Source organism: Nocardiopsis akebiae, assembly GCF_018316795.1.
Classification (GTDB): Bacteria; Actinomycetota; Actinomycetes; order Streptosporangiales; family Streptosporangiaceae; genus Nocardiopsis; species Nocardiopsis dassonvillei.
The window spans coordinates 305,502-327,341 of record NZ_CP074132.1; the positions used below are offsets into that span (position 1 = coordinate 305,502).

At 73.4% G+C, this 21,840-nt stretch carries 19 protein-coding genes; 12 read left to right on the forward strand and 7 right to left on the reverse strand.

Going from position 1 to position 21,840, the window contains the following annotated elements; translation table 11 throughout:
* Nucleotides 1–10: 10 nt before the first annotated feature.
* Together KGD83_RS01405 and KGD83_RS01410 are read left to right on the forward strand one after the other, a co-directional pair.
* Nucleotides 11–1,525, forward strand: a complete 1,515-nt coding sequence (locus KGD83_RS01405; RefSeq protein WP_212642158.1) for an amidase — start codon at nt 11–13, stop codon at nt 1,523–1,525.
* A gap of 208 nt (nt 1,526–1,733) precedes the next feature.
* A complete protein-coding gene (locus KGD83_RS01410) occupies nt 1,734–2,405 on the forward strand; it encodes a response regulator (protein ID WP_212642159.1) in 672 nt (223 codons plus the stop codon).
* 86 nt (nt 2,406–2,491) lie between these two features.
* Here the strand turns inward: KGD83_RS01410 and KGD83_RS01415 are convergent, their stop codons facing one another.
* Complete coding sequence (locus KGD83_RS01415) at nt 2,492–4,237, reverse strand: GAF domain-containing sensor histidine kinase (protein WP_212642160.1); 1,746 nt, start codon at nt 4,235–4,237, stop codon at nt 2,492–2,494.
* Nucleotides 4,238–4,598: 361 nt separating this feature from the next.
* On the opposite strand from KGD83_RS01415, the gene KGD83_RS01420 reads away from it, so the two are divergent.
* Both KGD83_RS01420 and KGD83_RS01425 read left to right on the forward strand, forming a co-directional pair.
* A complete protein-coding gene (locus KGD83_RS01420) occupies nt 4,599–5,516 on the forward strand; it encodes a hypothetical protein (RefSeq protein ID WP_249352073.1) in 918 nt (305 codons plus the stop codon).
* A gap of 353 nt (nt 5,517–5,869) precedes the next feature.
* A complete protein-coding gene (locus tag KGD83_RS01425; protein WP_212642162.1) occupies nt 5,870–7,207 on the forward strand; it encodes a hypothetical protein in 1,338 nt (445 codons plus the stop codon).
* 350 nt (nt 7,208–7,557) lie between these two features.
* On the opposite strand, the gene KGD83_RS01430 is transcribed toward KGD83_RS01425, so the two are convergent.
* The 3 genes from KGD83_RS01430 to KGD83_RS01440 form a co-directional block, all read right to left on the reverse strand.
* Nucleotides 7,558–9,237, reverse strand: a complete 1,680-nt coding sequence (locus KGD83_RS01430; protein ID WP_212642163.1) for an LCP family protein — start codon at nt 9,235–9,237, stop codon at nt 7,558–7,560.
* A 459-nt stretch (nt 9,238–9,696) separates the two neighbouring features.
* On the reverse strand, nt 9,697–10,365 hold the full coding sequence (locus KGD83_RS01435; protein WP_212642164.1) for a hypothetical protein: 669 nt from the start codon (nt 10,363–10,365) through the stop codon (nt 9,697–9,699).
* Nucleotides 10,366–10,678: 313 nt separating this feature from the next.
* Entirely contained in the window at nt 10,679–11,866 is a 1,188-nt protein-coding gene (locus KGD83_RS01440) for an ROK family protein (RefSeq protein ID WP_212642165.1), read from the reverse strand.
* A gap of 209 nt (nt 11,867–12,075) precedes the next feature.
* On the opposite strand from KGD83_RS01440, the gene zwf reads away from it, so the two are divergent.
* The 3 genes from zwf (at nt 12,076) to eda (ending at nt 16,156) form a co-directional block, all read left to right on the forward strand.
* Nucleotides 12,076–13,554, forward strand: coding sequence for a glucose-6-phosphate dehydrogenase (zwf, locus tag KGD83_RS01445; protein ID WP_212642166.1), 1,479 nt, complete (start codon nt 12,076–12,078; stop codon nt 13,552–13,554).
* Nucleotides 13,551–15,401 (forward strand): phosphogluconate dehydratase, encoded by a 1,851-nt coding sequence (gene edd, locus KGD83_RS01450; protein WP_212642167.1) that lies wholly within the window; start codon nt 13,551–13,553, stop codon nt 15,399–15,401. The genes zwf and edd overlap by 4 nt, the downstream gene beginning before the upstream one ends.
* 122 nt (nt 15,402–15,523) lie before the next feature.
* On the forward strand, nt 15,524–16,156 hold the full coding sequence (eda, locus tag KGD83_RS01455) for a bifunctional 4-hydroxy-2-oxoglutarate aldolase/2-dehydro-3-deoxy-phosphogluconate aldolase (RefSeq protein WP_212642168.1): 633 nt from the start codon (nt 15,524–15,526) through the stop codon (nt 16,154–16,156).
* A 40-nt stretch (nt 16,157–16,196) separates the two neighbouring features.
* Here the strand turns inward: eda and KGD83_RS01460 are convergent, their stop codons facing one another.
* Both KGD83_RS01460 and KGD83_RS01465 read right to left on the reverse strand, forming a co-directional pair.
* Nucleotides 16,197–17,054, reverse strand: coding sequence for an ABC transporter permease (locus tag KGD83_RS01460; protein ID WP_212642169.1), 858 nt, complete (start codon nt 17,052–17,054; stop codon nt 16,197–16,199).
* A 49-nt stretch (nt 17,055–17,103) separates the two neighbouring features.
* On the reverse strand, nt 17,104–17,706 hold the full coding sequence (locus tag KGD83_RS01465; RefSeq protein WP_212642170.1) for a GNAT family N-acetyltransferase: 603 nt from the start codon (nt 17,704–17,706) through the stop codon (nt 17,104–17,106).
* A gap of 315 nt (nt 17,707–18,021) precedes the next feature.
* On the opposite strand from KGD83_RS01465, the gene KGD83_RS01470 reads away from it, so the two are divergent.
* The 5 genes from KGD83_RS01470 (at nt 18,022) to KGD83_RS01490 (ending at nt 21,062) form a co-directional block, all read left to right on the forward strand.
* Complete coding sequence (locus tag KGD83_RS01470; RefSeq protein WP_013155730.1) at nt 18,022–18,144, forward strand: hypothetical protein; 123 nt, start codon at nt 18,022–18,024, stop codon at nt 18,142–18,144.
* Between the two features lie 160 nt (nt 18,145–18,304).
* A complete protein-coding gene (locus tag KGD83_RS01475; RefSeq protein ID WP_013155729.1) occupies nt 18,305–18,427 on the forward strand; it encodes a hypothetical protein in 123 nt (40 codons plus the stop codon).
* A 215-nt stretch (nt 18,428–18,642) separates the two neighbouring features.
* On the forward strand, nt 18,643–19,200 hold the full coding sequence (locus KGD83_RS01480; protein WP_212642171.1) for a GNAT family protein: 558 nt from the start codon (nt 18,643–18,645) through the stop codon (nt 19,198–19,200).
* Nucleotides 19,201–19,271: 71 nt separating this feature from the next.
* Nucleotides 19,272–20,276, forward strand: a complete 1,005-nt coding sequence (locus KGD83_RS01485; protein WP_212642172.1) for an ABC transporter ATP-binding protein — start codon at nt 19,272–19,274, stop codon at nt 20,274–20,276.
* A 21-nt stretch (nt 20,277–20,297) separates the two neighbouring features.
* Nucleotides 20,298–21,062, forward strand: coding sequence for a DUF4429 domain-containing protein (locus KGD83_RS01490; protein WP_212642173.1), 765 nt, complete (start codon nt 20,298–20,300; stop codon nt 21,060–21,062).
* A gap of 6 nt (nt 21,063–21,068) precedes the next feature.
* On the opposite strand, the gene KGD83_RS01495 is transcribed toward KGD83_RS01490, so the two are convergent.
* On the reverse strand, nt 21,069–21,794 hold the full coding sequence (locus KGD83_RS01495; protein ID WP_212642174.1) for a class I SAM-dependent DNA methyltransferase: 726 nt from the start codon (nt 21,792–21,794) through the stop codon (nt 21,069–21,071).
* Nucleotides 21,795–21,840 lie beyond the last annotated feature (46 nt).

Here is a 21,840-nt window from a genome sequence, read left to right on the forward strand (position 1 = left end):
GGAGGCTGAAGTGACGATCCGTTCCGACCGGGCCGGGACCGAGGACGCGAGCGCGGACGTCGGCGCGGCCGAGGGCGCCCCGGGGGCGACCGCGGTTCCGCAGGCGCGCTCCGGCGGGCCCTCCGGGCCCGCCGACCTGTCCGCCGAGCAGCTGCTCGCGGCCTACGCCGCCGGGGAGGTGTCCCCGCTGGAGGCCGTCGACTCCGTCCTGGAGCGCATCGAGCGGGACAACCCGGCGCTCAACGCGTTCTGCCTGGTGCGCCCGGACGAGGCCCGCGAGGCCGCCCGCGCCTCCGCCGAGCGGTGGCGGCGCGGCGAGCCCTCCGGAGCCCTGGACGGGGTGCCGGTCTCGGTCAAGGACGTCCACCTCACCCGGGGGTGGCCCACCCTGAAGGGGTCGGTCACCAGCTCCCAGGAGGGTCCGTGGGAGGAGGACTCCCCGGCGGTGGCCCGGCTGCGCGAGAGCGGCGCGGTGTTCGTCGGCAAGACGACCACGCCCGAGCTGGCCTGGAAGGGCGTCACCGACGGCCCGCTCACCGGCGTCACCCGCAACCCGTGGGACCTGTCCACCACGCCGGGCGGCTCCAGCGGCGGGTCCGCGGCGGCCGTCGCGGCCGGGATGGCACCGCTGTCCACCGGGACCGACGGGGGCGGTTCGATCCGCATCCCGGCCAGCTTCACCGGCGTGTGCGGGATCAAGCCCACGTGGGGCCTGGTGCCGCACTACCCGGCCAGCCCCTTCGGGTCGCTCGCGCACACCGGGCCGCTGGCCCGCACGGTGGGCGACATGGCGCTGATGCTGGAGGTCATGGCCCAGCACGACGCGCGCGACTGGGCCGCTCTGGCGCCGCCCGCGCCCGGCCTCGGCGACGTGCGCCTGCGCACCGACGCCGAGCGGCTGGTGCGGGGCATGCGGATCGCCTACAGCCCCACCCTGGGCGGTCTGGACGTGGACCCGGAGGTGGCCGCGGCGGTCGCCGACGCGGTGGCCGTGTTCGAGGCGCTGGGCGCCCGGGTGGAGGAGGCCGACCCCGGTCTGCCCGAATCACGGGAGGAGTTCCACGTGCTGTGGTACTCCGGCGCGGCCAAGGCCACGGACCGGCTCACGGACCGCCAGCGGGAGCTGCTCGACCCCGGCCTGCGGGAGATCGTCGAGGAGGGGCTGACCTACTCGGCGCAGGACTACCTGACCGCGATGGCGCTGCGGATGGAGATGGGTGCCCGGATGGGCCGCTTCCACGACGCCTACGACCTGCTGCTCACCCCGTCGATGCCGGTCGCGGCGTTCGAGGCGGGGCTGGAGTCGCCGCCGCGTCTGGCGGGGGAGCGGTGGACCTCCTGGGCGGGGTTCAGCTACCCGTTCAACATGACCCAGCAGCCCGCGGCGAGCGTGCCGTGCGGGTTCACGGCGGCGGGGCTGCCGGTGGGCCTCCAGGTGGTCGGGCCCCGGCACGCCGACGCCCGGGTGCTGGAGGCCTGCCGCGCTTTCGAGCTCGCCCGCCCCTGGGCGGACCGGAGGCCGTGAATTCGGAGAGGTTCCGTGGCTCGTGGGAGCCACGCCCACACCCGCTGCGATCAGGCGCTTTGCTCCACAGATGAGGAGAATTGTCCGTTTGTAGGACCTTCGTCCGAGGAGTTCGGTGCCTAAGGGCCCGCGCGCGGGCCTCCGCACGTATTACCGTCTTCATCGGAGCGGTGTCTGATCGCGGTGACGCAGGGATGAGGATGGGCCGATGCCGGTTGGTGGAGCCGAGGGCGTTCGCAAGCGGATCAGGGTGTTCCTGGTGGACGACCACGAGGTGGTCCGCCGGGGAGTGGCCGCCCTGCTGGAGACCGAGGACGACATGACCGTCGTCGGCGAGGCCGGGACGGCCGAGCAGGCGCTGGCGCGGATTCCCGTGGTGCTGCCCGACGTCGCGGTCCTGGACGTGCGGCTGCCGGGCGGGTCGGGCGTGCAGGTGTGCCGGGAGATCCGCTCGGACCACCCAGAGATCGCCTGCCTGATGCTGACCTCGTTCGCCGACGAGGACGCCCTGTACGACGCCGTCATGGCCGGAGCGGCCGGGTACGTGCTCAAGCAGATCCACGGCGCCGACCTGGTCGGGGCGGTCCGCACGGTGGCCTCGGGCGGTTCGCTGCTGGACTCGGGCAGCACCGGCGCGATGCTGGAGCGGCTGCGCGGGGCCCAGGCCGAGCCGGACCCGCTGGCCGAGCTGACCCCGCAGGAGCGGCAGATCCTCGACCTCATCGGCGAGGGGATGACCAACCGGCAGATCGGCGAGCGCCTGTACCTGGCGGAGAAGACCGTCAAGAACTACGTGTCCGCCCTGCTGTCCAAGCTGGACCTCAAGCGCCGTACGCAGGCCGCCGTGCTCGTCGCCGAACTGCGCGGCCGCCGGTACTGACCGCGGCTGCCCGGCCCGCCCCGGCGGGCCGGGCGGTCCCGGTCGCCCCGGTCACGCCAGGGACCGGGACCGCGCCTCCGGGTCCCTCAGAAACTGTCCGGGGGCGGCACGGCGTCGTCGCGCAGGGGCACCCGCCACACCAGCACCGTGCCCCCGCCCTCGCTCCCGCGCGCGGTGAAACCGCCGCCCAGCGCACGGGCCCGCTGCTCTAGGTTGCGCAGACCGCTGCGCCTTCCGTGCCCGGGCAGCCCCACGCCGTTGTCGGTCACCGTCAGGGTCAGGGTGGTGGGGCGCCCGGTGGCCGCGTCCTCCTCCACCGCCACCGACACGTGCACCTCCGTCGCTCGCGCGTGCCGCGCCACGTTGGTCAGCCCCTCGCCGAGCACGGCGAGCAGCTGCTCGCCGATGTCGTCGGGCACGGACGCGTCGATCGGCCCGTCCAGGCTCACCCCGGGGTGGCATCCCAGGCTGTGCGCGGTGTTCTCGGCCAGTTTCAGGATGCGTCCGCGCAGCGAGGTGTCCCTGCGGCTCGGCGGGTTCTGGAGCGCGAAGATCGTCGAGCGGATCTCGCGGATGGTGCCGTCGAGCTCGTCGATGGTCCGCTGCACCCGCTCCTCGGCCTCGGGCGAGGCGATCAGCCGCAGCGTGCTCATCAGCGTCATCGCCGAGGCGAACAGGCGCTGGATCACAACGTCGTGCAGGTCCTTGGCGATCCGGTCGCGTTCCTCCAGCACCGCCAGGCGCTCGGTGTCGCGCCGCGCCTCGGCCAGTTCCAGGGCCACCGCGGCCTGTACGGAGAAACCGTGCAGCATGCGGCGTACCGCCGCGGTGAACGGGGCGCGGTCGGACAGCTTGCCCAGCAGCAGCACCCCGCGCGTGTTCCCCGGCGTGCCCAGGGGCACCACCAGGCCCGAGGCGTAGCCGCGGTGGGCCAGCATGGGGCAGTTCGCCCGGCTCAGGTCGGGGACGCTCAGGGCCTCTCCCGACTCGTACACCCACCCGCACGCTGAGTCGTGGATCTCCACCGGCGTCCCCAGGATCTCCTGGGCGATGGGCCCGTCCGCGATCTCCGCGAACAGGTGCCCCCGGGCGCGGGGGTCGGGGAGCATGATCACGGCCGTGTCCGCGCCGCCGATCTCCCGAGCCTGCGCGGCCATGTGGGCGAGCACCTCGGAGGTGTCGGCACCCGACAGCAGGCGCGTGGTGACCTCGGTGGACGCGGCCAGCCACCGCTCGCGCAGCCGCGCCTCCTCGTACAGGCGCGCGTTCTCGATGGCCATACCCGCGGCCGTGGCCAGCGCGGTCACCACCGCCTCGTCGTCCTCGTCGAACTCCGCGCCCCGGGCCTTCTCGGTGAGGTAGAGGTTGCCGAAGATCTCGTCGCGCACCTGGATGGGGACGCCCAGGAAGCTGCCCATGTGCGGGTGGCCCTCGGGGAAGCCCTCGAAGTCGGGGTGCTCGCGCAGGTCGGCCAGGCGCAGCGGCGCGCGCTCGTTCAGGGGTACGCCCAGGACGCCCTTGCCGTGTGGGAACCCGCCGATGCGCCGGGACTGCTCCTCGCTCAGGCCCACGGGGATGAACTCGCTGAAGCCCCCGTCCTCGTCCATCACGCCCAGGCCCGCGTACCGGGCGCCGGTCAGCTGCGCCGCCGCCTCGGTCAGTCTGCGCAGCACGGTCGCCAGGTCGAGGTCGCCGCCGATGGCCAGGACGGCCTGGAGCAGCGAGTGCACCCTGCCGTGCGCGGACATGCGCGGGTCCAGCGAGCGCACCTCGTCCAGCAGTTCTTCGACGCTGTTGGGGGACAGGGAGGAGCTCTGGGGGATCTCAGTCATGTGTCCGTCAACCTCCGCAGAGCCGGTCGGCGTTGTGGCAATGCGCGTTTCCTCGGGCGTAATAGTTGAATTGTCGTTGGTTTTTCCCCGGTTTGCCACATCTTGCTGTTCAGGGGCCGGTTCCGGATGGGCGGGAATTCCTGTGGATTCGGGGTTCCGGTCGTCTAATTCATGCTAACGTCGCGATCAGCGGACGCGACGAGGCCCTTGTGACCTCCCGTCCCACGGCTGGGAGCCGCCGCTCGCCGCGGCGCGACCGGCCCCGACCGCCCCCGCGTGTCGGTCCGCGCCCCACGGTGGAGAGGAACCCCCGGTGTCTGGAGTCCACGGTCTCACGAGCGCCCCCGGCGCTCGTTCCGCCGTGCTCCCAGCGCCGGTGCGGCGGGCCCTGCTGCTCGCCGCCCTGCTCTCCGGGCTCGTGGTCACCGCCTGGCTGACGGCCTCCGACCCCGTGCGGGCGCAGGAGGAGGGGGCGGACGGCACCCTCGCGCACCAGGCCGCCTCCGTCGCCGCGACCGTGCGGGCACCCGCCGCGCAAGCGGTCGCGGAGCGCCCCGAGGCCGCGCGCGACGGCTCGCGACAGGACTCCGCTGTCCGGACGGACACGGGCGGCCCCGGCTCCGGGAACCGCTCGGACGCCGCGCCCGCGGACTCCGGAACCTCCGTCCCCATGACCGCCAGGATCAACGACCCGCTGGTCGGCGCCGTGTCCGCGGTGGGGGAGAGCACCACGCGGATGGTCTTCGACGCGTCCGCCGGGGTCTCCGGCGGCGACGTGTCCGAGACCCCCGAGGTGGCCCGGCAGATCCGCGACACCGTGCACGGGGTGACCGAGCCCGTCGGGGAGTACCTCGACGAGGACGACGTACCCGACACCGAGCCGCGGACGCAGGATCCTTCCGCGGACCCGGCCGACACGGACGCGCGGACCGGAGCCGAGAGCGGGGAAGCGGTACCGTCCGCGCCCGCCGAGGTCGTCGCGCACTTCGTCCCGGCCGTCACCGGGTCCACCGCGGGCGCCGTCCGGGCGCACACCGGCCCGGCCGCGGAGAACGCTCCGGCGCGGCTGGTCTCCGATCCGGTCGCCACGCCCTCCGGGCTGGGCGGCTCCGCCTCGGGTTCCGCCCAGGGCGCTCCGAGCGGGGTTCCCGCCGTCGCGGGCTACCTGCCCACCACCGGTGCCCCGGCACCGGCGCCCGGCCAGCTCCAGGCCGCCCGGCACGTCCTGCTCGCGGTCCCCGCCGAGTCCGCGGACGAGCCGACCTTCTCGCCCGACTAGCGGTCCCCCTCCAGCCCGGTCGCCCAGCGACCCCTCCTGGCACGCCCCTTCCCAGAGCCGCAGCGCCTCCTACCGGTCACGGTGGGTGAGGAGCCGGACTCCTCTGGGGGTTGACGTGAGCCGCGCACCTCGACGGCGAGGTTCACGTCAGTCAGTGGCCAGCCAGATCCACGACTGATGACCGGTAGAGCCGCACCGCTCCCTCCAGGCGCGGGGGGCTCTCCCACCGGAAAGCCCGGACCCGAACGGAACCCTCCCCCCGGCCAGGGGAGCGGAGCCGTCGGACGGCGGGAAGCGCACACGAACGCCGTCCACGCGAGAGCCACAGACCACATTCCGGAAGGACACACGACATGTTCAACACCGCCCGCACCTCTGCCAGGACCCTGCTGGTGGCCGCCAGCACCGCGGGTTTCGTCGCCCTCGGCGCCGGGATCGCCGGGGCCGACGCCCTCGGCGGCGCCACGGACGGGCTCGCGCTGAACGACCTGGGCAGCCAGGTTCCGGCGCCGCTGACGGAGGGCGTCTCCACGCCCCTGGGAGAGCTGGTCAAGGTCGAGCCCGGCCAGATCTCCGCCCAGCCCGACGTGCGGCGCCAGTCCGCCCAGGAGCAGCCCCTCGGCCCGGTCGCCGGAAACGCCGTCTCCACCGACACGCCGATCCGGGCGGGGGAGGAGAACGCCACCAACGTCGGGCCGCTGGAGCTGAACACCGTCAGCGAGACGCTGCCCCTGGCGGGTACCGAGAGCCCGGTGTCGGGTGACCCGCTGTCCGGTCTGCTGGGCGGCGGTTCCACCGGATTGGGCGGTGCCGACATCCTGGGCGGGCTGCTGGGCGGTGGCGGCACGGGCGGCGGCACCCTGCCGCTGAGCCACGCCTCCACCGAGCCGCTGGCCTCGGGCCCGGTGTCGGGTGACCCGCTGTCCACCCTGCTGGGCGGGACCGGCCTGCTCGAAGGCGTGGGCCTGGACACCGGCGGCAGTACCCTGCCGCTGTCGCACGCCCCGACGGAGCCGCTGGCCTCGGGCCCGGTGTCGGGTGACCCTCTGTCCGGTCTGCTGGGCGGCGGTTCCACCGGGTTGGGCGGTGCCGACATCCTGGGCGGGCTGCTGGGCGGTGGCGGCACGGGCGGCGGCACCCTGCCGCTGTCGCACCCGGAGTCCTCCCTGTCCCTGGAGGACACCAGGGAGACGGTCGGCAACGGCCTCGACCAGCTGGGCTCGTCGGTCGAACGGGGCACGCACGAGGTCGGCACCGACCTGAGCGGCCTGGACGCCACCCTGCCCGCGTCCGGGGACACCCTTCCCCTGGCCGCCGCGGACTCCCCCACCGGCCCCATCAACGGCCAGAACACCGACCTGACCGGCGGCGCCGCCGACCTGGTCTCCGACCTGGTGCTGTCCGACGACGTGAAGCTGCCCATGTCCGCGAGCACCTCCCCGCTGCCCGAGACCGTCGCCGACGCCTCGGCCGACCTGCTGCCCGTGCCCGGGGGCACGCTGCCCATGGCCGCCGCTCCCGAGGTCTCGGACGTGGCCGACCTCGCCGTCGACGCCGTCCGCACGACGCAGCTCGACCCCTCCGGCGACTTCGTGGGCAACGACCTGGTGGGCGTGGACGGCATGCCCGACCTGGGTCGGCCCCAGGTGGACACCAGCCAGCTGAACCTGCTGCCCGACAGCATCGCCTGACCTCCCTGGAACGTGCGCCCGCCGGTCGTGGCGGGCGCACGAGCCTCGGGCGGTGAGCGGGACCACCTCCGCTGAGGGGCGCCGAACGGAACTGTGGGGGTTCCAGGCGCGTACCGGCGGAGGGCGGAGTCTCCGCCGCCCGAGGCCCGACCGCGGTTCCGGACCGGGGGGACCGGAACCGCGGTCCCTCGTGCCCGGAGTCCCCGGGAACACGGAAGGGCCCCGGGTCCGGTACGACTCTCGTACCGGACCCGGGGCCCTCGGCGTTCCGGAAGGCCCGGAGAGAAGGGCGGAGGGGCCTCTGGGTTCCCGGAGGGCTCCAGGAGTCCCGAAGGCCCCTCCGCGGCGTCTTACTCCAGCTCGTCCCCGGTGCCGTAGCCCAGGCCGTCGGAGCACGGGCTGGAGGTGGCGTCGCGTCCCACGCCCGGACGGGCGGGGTCGTCCTCCGGGGAGGCGTCCGCGACGTCCTCGTCCGCCGGGGAGGGCGAGGCCCCGGGCGGGTCCTGGGGAACGGGGGCCTCGTCGGCCATCGTGAGGGGCAGGGGCCGGTCCTCGCGCACGGCGGTGAACAGCTCCTCGGCCTGGTCCTCGTACCACAGGACCCGGTTGGGGTTGGAGGGCGCCTGGTACCAGGGCACGGTGTGGAACTCGATGTCGGTCAGCTCCACGTCCGCCAGGGTCACGGCGATCGACAGCATCCGGTCGAACGTGAGGGCGCTGTCGGTGGCGCTGTGCTCGGCCACCGCGCGCAGGACGGCGTTGAGCCTGCCCGGGTCGGTGATCACGTCGTTGCTGGTCACCTGGTCGGCCAGGGCCGCGAGGAACATCTGCTGGCGGTCGATGCGGCCGATGTCGCCGCCGTCGCCGATCTCGTAGCGGGCCCGGACGAAGGACAGCGCATCGTCGCCGTCGAGCGTCTGCTGGCCCGCGTCGAGGTCGAGCTTGGAGCGGCTGTCCTCCATCGGCTCGGGGATGCACATGTCCACGCCGCCGATGGCGTCCACCACGTCCCGGAAGCTCATGAAGCTCAGGTGCACGAAGTGGTCGATGCGGACGTCGCTCAGCGACTCGATGGTGCGTACCACGCAGGGCGGTCCGCCGTGGTACATCGCGGCGTTGATCATGCCGAAGTAACCGGACGTGCCCTCGGTGTCGCCGTAGGGCTCGCACTCGGGCAGGGCCACCAGGGAGTCGCGGGGGAAGCTGATCACCGACACCCGGCTCTCGGGCGAGATGTGCGCCAGCATGACCGAGTCCGAACGCTCGCCCTCGAACTCCGTCGAGTAGGCGGTGCTGCCCTCCTCGTAGCCGTCGGTGCCCATGAAGAGGATGTTGACGGAGTCGTTGATCCTCTCGGGCCGGTCCTCCTCCTTGAGCAGCCCGTCGATGTCGTACTGGACCATGTCCGAGCGCAGCGAGCGGTAGTAGCCGTAGGCGGTGCCGATCCCGGCGGCCAGGACGAGGACCAGGCTCGCGGCGACCCACACCAGGATCCTGCCGGTCCGGCGGCGCTTCGTGCGGACGGCCGGGACGTCCTCAGCTGTCTCGGTGGTCACACCGGCCTCGGCGGCCTCCGTGTTCCCGGTGTCCCCCTCGGCCCCGGCGGCGGATCCAGCCGCCTGCTCCTCGGGGGTCTCCTCGGTCTCAACAGCCTTCTCACCCCCAGCGGCCTCCTCGACTCCGGAGGCCTCTTCGGTCCCGGCGGGCCTCTGTGCGTCGCCAGTTTCGGCAGCCTCTTCGGTCTCGGCGGGCTCGCCAGCCTTCTGAGCCTCCTGGGTACCATCGGTGTCTGATGTCACACCGGTTTCGGGGGCTTCTTCAGCCTTTCCGGCCTCTTCCGCCCCCTCAGTCTCGTCCGACACTTGGGCCCGGTCGGCCCCGTCAGATCCGGTTTCGGGCGCGGTGGTGTCCCCACCGGCCGCGTCGTCGCCGGTGTTCGCGGGCCCTGATCCGGGCGCGGAGTCGTCCTCGGGCCTGTCGTCTGGTGTGTGGTCCCTGCCGGAGGCAGAGGGCTTCTCGTCAGCGGGCATCGTGCAATCTCGGTGAGTTCGGACGGCGGGACGTGCCAGCGGTCGGACGCCGGGCCGGAGGGACACGCGTCCGAGTGCGGGGGAGGGCGGGGAACGCGCGGAACGTCAGCGGCGGGCGGTCGCCGGATCCGGGGCCTCCTGGGGATTCGGGGGCGGCCCACGGGGCACGGGCAGCACCGGGAAGCGGGTGCGGCCCAGGGCACGGAAAACGTGTGCGTGGCAGAGATCCTAGGTCAAGTTCTTCCCGTCCGCGCGCGCGGGTTGTCCCCGAGCGAGGGGCCTGACCGCAATTGCGCCGCACAATTCATCAGCCCCCGTGGTCGTCTCCTGGAGTCCGTCCGCCTGACTTTCCCCGGCTTGTCCGCTTGAAACGCCTATGTCCGTTCGGCGTCGGGGCGAACGCGGACCGCCCGCGCCCCTCGGAGCGGGACGGCGGGCGGTCGGCGGAGCGGGACCCGGTCAGTCGTCCCAGAAGGCGCTCTCCTTGGCGGGCTCCTCCGCGGCCGCGGAGGAGGAGCGCCCGCCCTTGGCCGCGGGCTTGGCGGGGGTCTTGGCCGCGCTCTTGGCGGGCGTGCGGGCCGGGGCCGCGGCCTTGGCGCCGGTGTGCCGGGGGCGCGGGGTGACCGCGCTCTTGGCGATGGGCTCGGCGGGGCGCGGGGTCTCGCCGGAGTGGATGCTCAGCGCCTCCTCCTCCACGGACAGCATCTTGCGGACCGCGGCGGGCACCTCGGGCAGCTTCTCGGAACGCAGGTGCGCGCCGAGCACCTCCAGGGCGTGGTCGCACAGCAGTTGGCGGGAGCGCTCGGACCTGACCCCGCTGAGCTCCTCGATCTCCGGCAGGGCCCGCTCGCGCAGCAGGCGGATGACGTCGCGCAGCCGGTCCCGCGTCTTGCGGTCGGTCATGGACATGACGGTCAGCTCCGCCTCGGCGAGGAAGCTGTCGCCACCGTCGACCGAGTCGCGTTCGGCGATGAAGGCGCTGGTGAGGGTGCGCGCGGAGGCGCGGGAGGAGGTGCGGATGGAGTCGCGCCTGACCAGGCGGGCCTGGACGGCGGTGACGACGACGCTGGTGACCAGGCTGATTCCGGCGCCCAACAGGATCAGTACGAGGGGGTTCTCTGGGAACACGGCGGGGACCTTTCCGGGCGGGGGTCCGCACGGGCGCGGCCACGGGGGTGACGGAGGTGTGCGGGGCGGGGGTGATGCTCGGTGACTATTCGTCACACCGAGGGCGGTTGTCAAGTGCGAGTGCGGGGCGAGTGCGCGCCGACGAGCGTGTCGTCGCAGTTCAACCGGGGTGAGCGCGGGGGCACGGCTCGGTCGCGGGTCACGGTGGTTGCCGGAGGGGGACGATCCCCTCCCCTGCGGGGATTCCCGGTCGGGCGCGGAGGTAACTTCCCCGTCCACAGCCCGTGGACGGAGAACGGGGCGGTCGGCGCGCTCAGCCCGCCAGGAGCTTGTTCACCGCCCCCGGCGACAGGATCTCCTCGGTCACCATGGCCGCGCAGCCGCGCACGCCCGCGTCGTCCCACAGGGAACTGGCCACGACGCGCAGCTGCCGGGTGGCCAGGGCGGTGCACTGCTGGAACACCACCTCCCGCACACCCGCCACCAGGTGGTCGTAGGCCTCGGCCAGGTCGCCGCCCAGCACGATCACCTCGGGGTTGAGCAGGTTCACCGCCCCCGCGAGGGCCTCGCCCAGTCTGCGTCCGGCCTCCCGGACCAGGGTGACGGCCACCGGGTCGCCCCCCGAGGCCAGCGCCACCAGGTCCTTGAGCGTCCGCGCCCGGCACCCCTGCTCTGCGGCGCTCTCCAGCAGCCGCCGCCCGCCCGCGACCGCCTCCAGGCAGTCGGTGTTGCCGCACCGGCACGGAAGCCCGCCCGCGCCGCGCACCGGGATGTGCCCGATCTCCCCGGCGGCGCCCAGCGAACCGCGCAGCAGCCGCCCGCCGGACAGCAGGCCCGCGCCGATCCCCGTGGAGGCCTTCACGAACACCATGTCGTCGGGGTGCCCGTGCCCGCCCGCGATGTGCTCGCCGAGCGCCATCACGTTCACGTCGTTGTCCACCATCACCGGCACCGGGAAGCGCTCGGCGACCAGCGGAGCCAGCGCCACGCCCGCCCACTTGCCGAGGAAGGGGCGGTCGTCGGCGCGGCCCGCGTGGAACTCGACGGTCCCGGGCAGGCCGATGCCCACGCCGCGCACGTCGCCCGGGTCGCGGCCGAGCGAGGCGATCTGCTCGGACCAGGTGTCCAGCAGCCAGGGGAGGGTGGCGTCGGGGCCCTGCTCCATGGCGGGCGAGCCCGGGGTGCGCACGAGGACCTCGCCGTCGAGGTCGCACACGGCGGCCTGGCTGCGGACCATGCCCAGCGCGCTGGTGAGGATGAGGCCGCTGGCGGCGTTGAACTCCAGCAGGGTCGGCGGCCGTCCGCCGCTGGAGACCGCGCCCGAGCCCTCGGTGACGAGCCCGCCGCCGATCAGCTCGGTGACCCGCAGGGCGACGGAGGGACGGGACAGGCCCGTGACCCGGCCGATCTCGGAGCGGCTGGTCGCTGTTCCGGAGCGGATCAGCTCCAGGATGTGGCCGCTGGTGGCAGCAGAGGACAGGCGTCCGGGGGTTCTGGCCATAGCTCATTCAACCATGAGGTTACGACTACAAGGCTGGGAGGTTATGTAAATAATTGTTCTCAAGTGTGCTTGGTTTTTTACCATAGTCGGGCTTAGGCTCAAAGAGCCGGACGTCCCGCGCGTCCGCACCGCCTCCCCGCACCCCCTCCTGCGTCACACTCCGCCCCCCGCTCCCCATCCCCTTCCCTCCCCGCTGGAGCAGACCGAAGATGCCGCAGCAGTCCGCGTCCCGTGCCACCGACCTGGTGGTCTTCGGGGGTACCGGCGACCTGTCCATGCGCAAACTCCTCCCCTCCCTGTACCTGCTGGACCGCGACGGCCACCTGGCCGGGGGGACCCGTGTCGTCGCCGTCTCTCGCGACGGCCTCACCGACGCCGACCTCAGGGACAAGGCCGCCTCCGCGGTCCGAGGCCACCACGCCGTCCAGGTCGCCGAGCCCGACGTGCTCCACCGGTTCCTGGAGCGCCTCTCCCACGTCACCGTGGACGTCGGCGGCGACCCCTCGGGCTGGGACGCCCTCACCGCCGCCCTCGGCCCCGGCCGCGACCGCGTCTTCTACCTCGCCGTCCCGCCGATGATCTCCGGCGCGATCTGCCGCGGCCTGAGCGACGCCGGGCTCGTCACCCCCGACTCCCGCGTGGTCATGGAGAAGCCCCTGGGCCGCGACCTGGCCTCCTCACGCGCCGTCAACGACGCGGTCGGGGCGGTCTTCGACGAGTCGCGCATCTACCGCATCGACCACTACCTGGGCAAGGAGACGGTGCAGAACCTGCTGGTGCTGCGGTTCGCCAACGTCTTCCTCGAACCCCTGTGGAACTCCCGTTGGATCGACCACGTCCAGATCACCGCCGCCGAGACCGTCGGCGTCGGCGGGCGCCGGGGCTACTACGACACCTCCGGCGCCATGCGCGACATGGTCCAGAACCACCTGCTCCAGCTGCTGTGCCTGACCGCCATGGAGCCCCCGGCCAGCTACGACCGCGACTCGGTCCGCGACGAGAAGCTCAAGGTCCTCCAGTCGCTGCGCCCCCTCACCGGGGACCGTGTCGCCGAGGACACCGTCCGAGGCCAGTACGGGCGCGGCTCCGTCCAGGGCTCGGAGGTGCTCGGCTACCTCGACGAGCCCGGCGGGCCGGCCCTCAGCGACACCGAGACCTTCGTGGCCCTGCGCGCCGAGGTGGCCAACTGGCGCTGGGCGGGGGTGCCCTTCTACCTGCGCACCGGCAAGCGCATGTCGCACGCCCGCTCGGAGATCGTCATCCGCTTCCGCGAGGTGCCGCACACGATCTTCCCCGGCACCAACCTGCCCGGCGCGGGCAGCCTCGTCATCCGGCTCCAGCCGGACGAGGGCATACACCTGACCATGCTGGCCAAGACGCCCGGCGCCGGAGCGCTGCGGCTGCGGCCCGCGCCGCTGGAGCTCAGCTTCGCCGACACCTTCGCCACCCGCTCGCCCGAGGCCTACGAGCGGCTGCTGACGGACGTCCTGGCCGGTGACTCCACCCTCTTCATGCGCCGCGACGAGGTCGAGGCCGCCTGGCGTTGGGTGGACCCCGTCATCGAGGCGTGGAACGGCCTGAGCACCACCCCGGAGACCTATCCAGCCGGAAGCGCCGGCCCCGCGGGCGCGCACCGGCTCATCGGCCGAACAGGCCGTACGTGGTACGAAGAGGAGCGACCCCGATGACCGCGCACATCCCCGGCGACGCCGACACCGCAGGGTACGGACCCGCCGTCCACCCCGTCGTCGCAGACGTCACCAGGCGCCTCGCCGAGCGCAGCGCCGACACCCGGTCCGCCTACCTGGCGCGGATCGACGCGGCGGCGGCCGAGGGCCCCGCCCGCTCCGCCCTGGGCTGCGCCAACCTCGCCCACGGGTTCGCGGCCTGCGGCGTCTCGGACAAGCTCAAGCTGTCCGGCGACGTCACGCCCAACCTGGCGATCGTCTCGGCCTACAACGACATGCTCTCCGCGCACCAGCCGCTGGAGTCCTACCCGGCCTTGATCAAGGCCGCCGTGGCCGAGGCGGGCGGCGTCGCCCAGTTCGCCGGGGGCGTGCCCGCCATGTGCGACGGCATCACGCAGGGCCGCGCGGGCATGGAGCTCTCCCTGTTCAGCCGGGACGTCATCGCGATGGCCACCGCCGTGGCCCTCTCCCACGACATGTTCGACGGCGCGCTGATGCTCGGCGTGTGCGACAAGATCGTGCCGGGCCTGCTGATCGGCGCCCTGTCCTTCGGCCACCTGCCGGTGGCGTTCGTGCCCGCCGGACCCATGCCCTCGGGCCTGCCCAACAAGGACAAGGCCCGCGTGCGCCAGCGCTTCGCCGAGGGCCGGGTGGGCCGCCGCGAGCTGCTCCAGGCCGAGTCCGCCGCCTACCACTCGCCCGGCACCTGCACCTTCTACGGCACCGCCAACTCCAACCAGATGCTCATGGAGGTCATGGGCCTGCACCTGGCCGGGGCCAGCTTCGAGCAGCCGGGCACCCCGCTGCGCGAGGCCCTGACCGCCGAGGCCGGGCGCAGCGTGCTCGCCCGCACCGCCCTGGGGGACTCCTACAACCCGGTCGGCCGCCAGGTCGACGAGCGGGCCGTCGTCAACGCCGTGGTCGCCCTGCTGGCCACCGGCGGCTCCAGCAACCACACCCTGCACCTGGTCGCCATCGCCCGCGCCGCCGGTATCGAGCTGACCTGGGACGACTTCGCGGACCTGTCCGAGGTGGTGCCGCTGCTCACCCGCATGTACCCCAACGGCGCCGCCGACGTGAACCAGTTCCACGAGGCGGGCGGCATGGCCCACCTGATCGGCTCCCTGCTGGACGCCGGACTGCTCCACGAGGACGTGCGCACCCTGATGGGCGAGGGCCTGGGCCGCTACCGCCAGGTCCCGAACCTGGACGGGGGCGAGCTGACCTGGGTCGACGGCCCCAAGGAGAGCGGCGACACCTCGGTCCTGCGCGGTACGGACGACCCCTTCGCCCCCGACGGCGGCCTGCGCATGCTGTCGGGCAACCTGGGCCGCGCCGTCATCAAGGTGTCCGCGGTCGCGCCGGAGCGGCACGTGGTGGAGGCGCCCGCCCGCGTCTTCGGCGACCAGGCCGAACTCCAGGACGCGTTCGCCGCCGGGGAGCTGACCGGCGACTTCGTCGCGGTGGTCCGCTTCCAGGGGCCGCGCGCCAACGGCATGCCCGAGCTGCACAAGCTCACGCCGCCGCTGGCCGTGCTCCAGGACCGGGGCCAGAAGGTGGCGCTGGTGACCGACGGACGCATGTCGGGCGCCTCGGGCAAGGTGCCCGCCGCCATCCACGTCTCCCCCGAGGCCGAGGCGGGCGGCGCGCTGGCCTACGTCCGCGACGGCGACCCCATCCGCCTGGACGCCACCACGGGCACACTGGAGGTGCTGGCCGACCTGACCGGCCGCGAGCCCGCACGTCCCAGCGCGGACTCCGCCACCGGCACCGGCCGGGAGCTCTTCGCGGCCCTGCGCGGCGCGGTCGGCCCCGCCGAGAGGGGCGCCGGGGTCTTCGGGCCCTGACCCGCCGACCCGGGCGCGCCGGGGGACCGGCCCGGGGCGCGCGGCGGACACCCGCCACGCACGCCCCCGCGGCCGCGGCGCGCCCGCCCCAGACCTTCGAACGACCCTGGAGAGAACACGACATGACGACGAACCCCCGTTCGGGCGCCGACGTCCTCGACCTGGCCCCGGTGATGCCGGTGGTGGTCGTCTCGGACGCCGACTCCGCCGTGCCGCTGGCCCGCGCGCTGGTGGCGGGCGGCCTGCCGGGCATCGAGGTGACCCTGCGCACACCGGCCGCGCTGGAGGCCATCGCGCGGATCGCCGCCGAGGTGCCCGAGGCCGTGGTCGGCGCGGGCACCGTGGCCTCCCCCGACCAGGCGGCCGCGGCCGCCGAGGCGGGAGCGCGCTTCCTGGTCAGCCCGGGGTGCACGGACCGGCTGGCGTCGGCCATGGCCGACACGGGCCTGCCCTTCCTGCCCGGCGTGGGCACCGTCTCCGAGGCCCTGGCGCTGCTGGAGCGCGGGGTGACGGAGATGAAGTTCTTCCCGGCCGAGGCCTCGGGCGGCGCCGCGTTCCTGAAGTCGCTGGCGGGCCCCCTGCCCCAGGTGCGGTTCTGCCCGACCGGCGGCATCACCGTCGCTTCGGCCCCCGCCTACCTCGCGCTGCCGAACGTGGGCTGCGTGGGCGGCAGCTGGCTGACCCCGGCCGACCTGGTGGCGGCGGGGGAGTGGGAGCGGATCACCGGTCTGGCCGGGGAGGCCGCCGCCCTGTAGCGCCGCCCGCGCCCCGGTCCCGCGTGGACCGGGGCGCCCGCTACTCGGAGTCGCCGAACCTGACCACCGTCAGCCAGACCAGCAGTACGCCCACGCCCGCGACGAGGGCGACCTCGGCCGCCCAGGGGATCTGCCAGCCGAACCAGGTGATGCCGGGGTTGAACAGCGCCTCGGTCTCAGGTGAGGTGTCCAGGTGGGCGAAGACCGCCTGCCGCATGGGGTCGACGACGTAGGTGACGGGGTTGACCAGTGTGATCGCGGTGAGCCAGGAGGGGAGGTTCCCGATGGGGAACATGGCGCCCGACAGCAGTACCAGGGGTGAGATGACCAGCTGGGCCATCCCCATGAACGCCTCGCTGCCCCGGACCGAGATCGCGATGAGGACGCCCACCGCCGACGCCGTCAGCGCCACCAGGAAGGTGAGCCCGAACAGGGTCAGCATCAGCCCCGGCGCGTAGGGCACCCCCGCCAGGCCGGCCACCGCCAGGATGATGCCGGCCTGGAGGGTGGCCAGGACCGCGCCGGAGAGGATCTTGCCCAGGATCAGCGCGGAGCGCTTGGCCGGGGCGACGAGCATTCCGCGCAGGAAGCCGACCTCGCGGTCGGTGACGATGGTCGCCGCGGCGGACACCGCCGTCCCCATGACGGTCATGACGACCACGCCCGGGAACATCACCGCGGTCAGCGGGAGGTCGTCCTCGCCCCTCGGGATGAGGGAGCCGAAGCCCACCCCGATGACGAACAGCCACATCACCGACTGGAGCAGCATCGCCACGCCCCGGCTGACGTCGTGGACGAAGCGGAAGAGGTCGCGCTTGAGCACGACCCGGACCGTGCGCAGGTCGTGGCCGAGCCCGAAGGGCGAGGTGGGGAGCGGGCGCCGTCGCGTGGCCGTCATCTGGTCCTTGTCCTTGCTCGTGGTGGTGGGGAGCCGGTCCGGGCGCCCGTCACTCGGTCCAGACCGGTGCGGAGCCGATCTCCACCGGGCCGGCCTCCCGCCGCGACCGGCCCCCGGTGATGCGCTCGAGGAGCCGGGCCCCCGTCTGGAGCCAGTGGTCCCGGGAGACCGAGTAGTAGTGCAGGTCCCACAGCCGTCCCCGGAAGTAGACGTGGCCGGGGAGCGTCGCCTCCCTGGGCGTGGCGAACAGCGCCGAACCGAAGTGCATGAGGCTCGCGTCCGTGGTCAGCGCGTACACCTTCCTGATGTCGTCCCAGCGCGCGAACGCGTAGTTGACGAGGAGCATCATCGATTCGGCGCCGACCCCCGCGGCGAGTCCGTCCGGGTCCATGAAGATGCCGATCTTCACGTGTCCGGCCGGGCTGCGCTCGCGGACCGAGGCGAACCCCAGGACCTCGCCGCTTCCGGCGGCCTCGATCTGGAGCACGGTGACGTCCGAACCGTCCAGCGCCCTGAAGGACGACGCGAAGCTGTCCCGTGCCGGGAGCGTCTCGATCCCGAGCCTCAGCAGCAGTCGGTACAGCCCGAGGACGTTGTCCTCCCCGATGGGGCGGAACCGGACACGGGGGGTCTGGAGGTGGAGGGAGATCATCGCCGACTGCCCTGGCCTTTCCGTGGGACCGTCGGGCGTAGCAGCCCGGGGGAGAGGCCATCCTTGCACGCGCCCCCGGCTATGGGAGCGCTCCCATAGCCGGGACGGCGCGGAAGGGCGGAGAAAGCACCCCGAACGTCCTCGCGGAAAGCCCGCGAAAGGGCGCCGCGCGTCCGAGAAGGCTCCGCGGGCCCCGCGCGCGTAAACGTCCCGCCGGCGGGACGTGCGGTTCCACGCATTTCCCTTGCGCCCCTCGAATCCCTTGCCTAGGTTCTGGCACGTCCTGTCGGAAACGCATCCGAGAAAGGCGGAAACATGATCATTTCCGATGTCCTCTCCCTCCAGTCCCTGGGCGTGCGGTTGGAGGCGGAGGCCCTCCTCAACAGCGGTCTGAGCTATGTCGGCTGCAGCGGCGACGTCATCGTCAGGCCCGCCTGAGGCCCGGCGTACCAAGCGGAAGGGGCTCTGCCGATGATCCCACCAAAGGAGGACGGGAGCTGTCCGGGCGGGCGCGGGAACCTCTCTTGTGGGCGGTCCCGAGTTCTTCTATGTTCCTTTCGTGCCGGCACCCCCGTCCATTCTCCTCCGAGGAGGGAACATGCCCCTTTCCGACGTTCTCGATTTGCAGGGTTTCGAGATCGCTGTCGACGAGAGCACCATGCTGAACAGCGGACTCAGCCTCGTCGGATGCAGCGGTGACGTGATCGTCCGCCCCGCCTAGGCAATGCTTCTCGGACCTTTGCTTCGCCTCGGTCCGTGTTCGGGCGCCCGGGGAACGGGAACCTTCGGCGCCCGAACGAACCCCCCGAGCTGAGGCCGGTCCGAAAAGCACCGTCCGGTCCCCCGACGGGAGCGCCGCGGAGGCGCCCTCCTCCGCGGCGCTCCCCCCGACGTCCGGCCGGGCGCGACGGCCCGGCCCCCGAGAGGTCGTGTCCGATGATCTTCCCCCACACCGGCTCCGCCGACGCGGTGCTCGACCCCACCGACACCAGGAGGGGCGGCGGGGTCTACGACGAACTCGTCGGGCACGGCGTGGCCGGAGTGCCCGGACGCGAGGTGTTCGAGGCCCTGTGGCCGGGCGCGTACGACCAGGTCGGCGCGCAGTTCCTCGTGCGCGTCCCGGGCTCCGGGCGCGTCGCGGGCTACGCCTCCCTGCACGGGTTCAACTTCCAGGCGCGCCACGGCTGCTGCTCCCTGGCGGCGGACGAGGCGGCCCTGGGACCGCGGGGCGCCACCGACGCCCACGCGCTCACCGTCAACTACGCGTTCTCCATGTGGAACCTCAGGAAGCTCTACCTGTGGACCCTGGAGGAGGACCCCTCCGCGTTGCGCCGCACCGGGGCCGAGGTCCGGCTGGAGGGCTCCCTGCCCGAGTACGTGCTCGTCGGGGGCACACTGCGTACGGCCCGCGTCTTCGCGGTCTACCGGGACGCGTGGGAGCGGGCCGGGACCGGCTTCGTCGAAGGGCGCGTCGGCCGGGCGGACCCCGCGTGAGGGTCCCGGCCCGCGGGACCGGGGCGCCCGCGTCCGCGCGCCCGACACGGGCGCCTACGTACGGAGGACTGTTGGAGAACACGCCGTTGAACGGCTCCGGCCCGCGGGCCATGGTCCGCGCGCGCGGACTGACCAAGCGCTTCGGTGGGGTCGAGGCCGTCAGGGGGGTGGACCTGGACGTGGCCCCGGGGGAGCTGTTCGGTCTCCTCGGGCCCAACGGAGCGGGCAAGTCCACGCTGATAGGCATGCTCTCGACCCTGGTCACACCGACCTCCGGGACGGGCTCGATCGCGGGTTTCGACATCGTCCGGGAGCGGCCCGACGTGCGCCGCAGCATCGGCCTGGTGTTCCAGGAACAGACCCTCGACCGCTACCTGACGGGCTGGTACAACCTCAGGTTCCACGCGGAGATCTACGGGGTGCCCCCGGAGGAGGTCGACGAGAGGGTCTCCCGGGCACTGCGGGACGTGGGCCTGTGGGAGGAGCGGGAGAGGCTCGCGGGAACCTACTCCGGCGGTATGCGGCGGCGGCTGGAGATCGCCAGGGGGCTGCTGCACGGTCCGCGCCTGCTGTTCCTGGACGAGCCGACCGCCGGGCTCGACCCCCGCTCCAGGGAGGCCATCTGGGACCGGGTCAGGGAGCTCAACGAGCGCGAGGGCGTCACCGTGCTCATGACCACGCACTACCTGGAGGAGGCGGAGAACTGCGGCCGCATCGCCATCATCGACGGCGGTGGGATCGTCACGGTCGGCAGCCCCGCCGAACTCAAGGCGGGGATCGGGCGGGACCGCGTGGAGATCGTCGCGCGCGACCCCGGGGCGCTCTGCGAGCGGCTCCGGCCGATCCTGGACACGGCCCCGGTGGTCGAGGGCGACACCGTCTGGTTCACGGTGGCCGACGGGCGCCGGTTCGTCCCCCGCCTGTTCGCCGAGACGGACACCGAGATCACGTCGGTTCAGGTCAGGTCGCCCTCGTTGGACGACGTCTTCCTCGCGCACACCGGCCGGGGCATCAACACCCCCGCCGAGGAGCGCGGCGAGGGGGCCGCGCCCTCCGTCGAAGGGGCCGGGCGGTGACCTCTCCCCTACGATGACGGCATGGCTGAGGTAAGCGCGCGCGACGGCTCGTGGTCCTTCGACGGCGCGGCCGTGTGGATCACACCGGGCCGCAGGTCCCACAAGCTGCGCCGTGCCCTGGGCGTGGTCTCGCTGCCGCTGCCCGCGCTGGCGGGCGTCGTCCTCGAACCCCGGCGCGGAGGCGGGACCCTGCGGGCGCACCTCCGCCCGGGCGCAGACCCCTTCACCGAGGTCACCCGGGGCCTGTTGGCCCGCAGGGGCGACCCGTACCAGCTCAGGGTCGGCCGCTCCCGTGTCCTGGTGGCCGAGTACTTCGCGGAGACCGTCACCGAGGAGCTCGCCGCCCTGCCCCCCGAGGGCGCCCCGGACCGGTACCTGGTCGGGGCCCCCGGGGCTCCGGTGCGCTCCGAGGCGGGTGACGCGTCCGTCGTCTTCGACGGGACCCACGTCTACATCAGGCCCAACTGGAAGGCGGAGGCGGCCAAACGCGCGGCCGGCCCCCAGCAGCTCGCGCTGGGGGACATCGCCGAGGTGCGGTGGACCTCCGTGGCGGGCGGCCACGACGGCAGCCTGAGGTTCGTGACGGCGGACGGCCGCGGCGACCGCACCGAGCCCCGGTACGACCCCCTCTCCGTCCACTGGAGCCAGTGGGGCCGCGACTACGAGGGCGGGACCACGGCCGCGGTGGCCACGGCCGTGGCCGCGCGGCTCCCCCACCCGTCGGCGCGGCGGGGGGAGCTCGGGGGCCCCGCCCGGCGCGCGCTGCCGGAGGGGGAGGAGCGCTGAGCCGGATCAGCCGTCGCGGCGCCGGGCCACCCACAGCCCGTGCGCGAACGGCTCGGTCCTCAGGTGCTCGGCCTCGCACCCGGCCCGCTCGAAGGCCGCCGCGTACTGCTCCGGGGTGAACAGGGACATCTCCGTCGACTCGGTGGCGTGGCGCAGCCCCTCCGCGGGGTCGGCCACGGCGTAGTGCACGACGATCGACATCCGGTCGCGCCGCCCGGGCACGGAGGCGGAGTGGGACAGGCGCATGATCGTGCGGTCGCCGTCCTCCACCACGTCCCGTGAGACGTGACCGGGCGTGAAACCGTCCGGGCCGATCCAGGGTTCCAGGAGGAGGAGCCCTCCCGGGTTCAGGTGGTCCGCGAGCGATTGGACCACGGCGTTCAGCTCCGACTCCGACTCCAGGTGCGGGACGGCGAACAGGTAGGTGATGGCGTCGAAACGCGCCTCCAGCGCCGTCTCCCGCAGGTCCGAGCACCAGGTCCGCAGGCCCGGGACGCGCGCCCGGGCCAGCGCCAGCATCTCCCGCGACCCGTCCAGGCCCGCCACCTCGTCGAAGCGCTCCGCGAACGCGCGCAGGTGCAGGCCCGTCCCGCACGCCACGTCCAGCAGCGAGGCGGAGCCGGGCCGCCGCTCCCGGACGATCTCGCCGATCCGGTCGGCCTCGGCGGCGTAGTCCTTGCCCCGGTGGATCATCACCGCGTCGTAGACGGCGGCGTAGTAGGTGTCGTACATCCGATCGGTCCTTCGTCCATGGTCGGCGGGACCGGGGCGCACGCCG

Bases quoted from the DNA above. Each gene is read 5' to 3' on its own strand.
- KGD83_RS01410 (WP_212642159.1), top strand. From the start codon at position 1,734: ATGCCGGTTGGTGGAGCCGAGGGCGTTCGCAAGCGGATCAGGGTGTTC.
- KGD83_RS01415 (WP_212642160.1), bottom strand. From the start codon at position 4,237: ATGACTGAGATCCCCCAGAGCTCCTCCCTGTCCCCCAACAGCGTCGAA.
- KGD83_RS01425 (WP_212642162.1), top strand. From the start codon at position 5,870: ATGTTCAACACCGCCCGCACCTCTGCCAGGACCCTGCTGGTGGCCGCC.
- KGD83_RS01430 (WP_212642163.1), bottom strand. From the start codon at position 9,237: ATGCCCGCTGACGAGAAGCCCTCTGCCTCCGGCAGGGACCACACACCA.
- KGD83_RS01440 (WP_212642165.1), bottom strand. From the start codon at position 11,866: ATGGCCAGAACCCCCGGACGCCTGTCCTCTGCTGCCACCAGCGGCCAC.
- zwf (WP_212642166.1), top strand. From the start codon at position 12,076: ATGCCGCAGCAGTCCGCGTCCCGTGCCACCGACCTGGTGGTCTTCGGG.
- edd (WP_212642167.1), top strand. From the start codon at position 13,551: ATGACCGCGCACATCCCCGGCGACGCCGACACCGCAGGGTACGGACCC.
- eda (WP_212642168.1), top strand. From the start codon at position 15,524: ATGACGACGAACCCCCGTTCGGGCGCCGACGTCCTCGACCTGGCCCCG.
- KGD83_RS01460 (WP_212642169.1), bottom strand. From the start codon at position 17,054: ATGACGGCCACGCGACGGCGCCCGCTCCCCACCTCGCCCTTCGGGCTC.
- KGD83_RS01465 (WP_212642170.1), bottom strand. From the start codon at position 17,706: ATGATCTCCCTCCACCTCCAGACCCCCCGTGTCCGGTTCCGCCCCATC.
- KGD83_RS01470 (WP_013155730.1), top strand. From the start codon at position 18,022: ATGATCATTTCCGATGTCCTCTCCCTCCAGTCCCTGGGCGTGCGGTTG.
- KGD83_RS01475 (WP_013155729.1), top strand. From the start codon at position 18,305: ATGCCCCTTTCCGACGTTCTCGATTTGCAGGGTTTCGAGATCGCTGTC.
- KGD83_RS01480 (WP_212642171.1), top strand. From the start codon at position 18,643: ATGATCTTCCCCCACACCGGCTCCGCCGACGCGGTGCTCGACCCCACC.
- KGD83_RS01490 (WP_212642173.1), top strand. From the start codon at position 20,298: ATGGCTGAGGTAAGCGCGCGCGACGGCTCGTGGTCCTTCGACGGCGCG.
- KGD83_RS01495 (WP_212642174.1), bottom strand. From the start codon at position 21,794: ATGTACGACACCTACTACGCCGCCGTCTACGACGCGGTGATGATCCAC.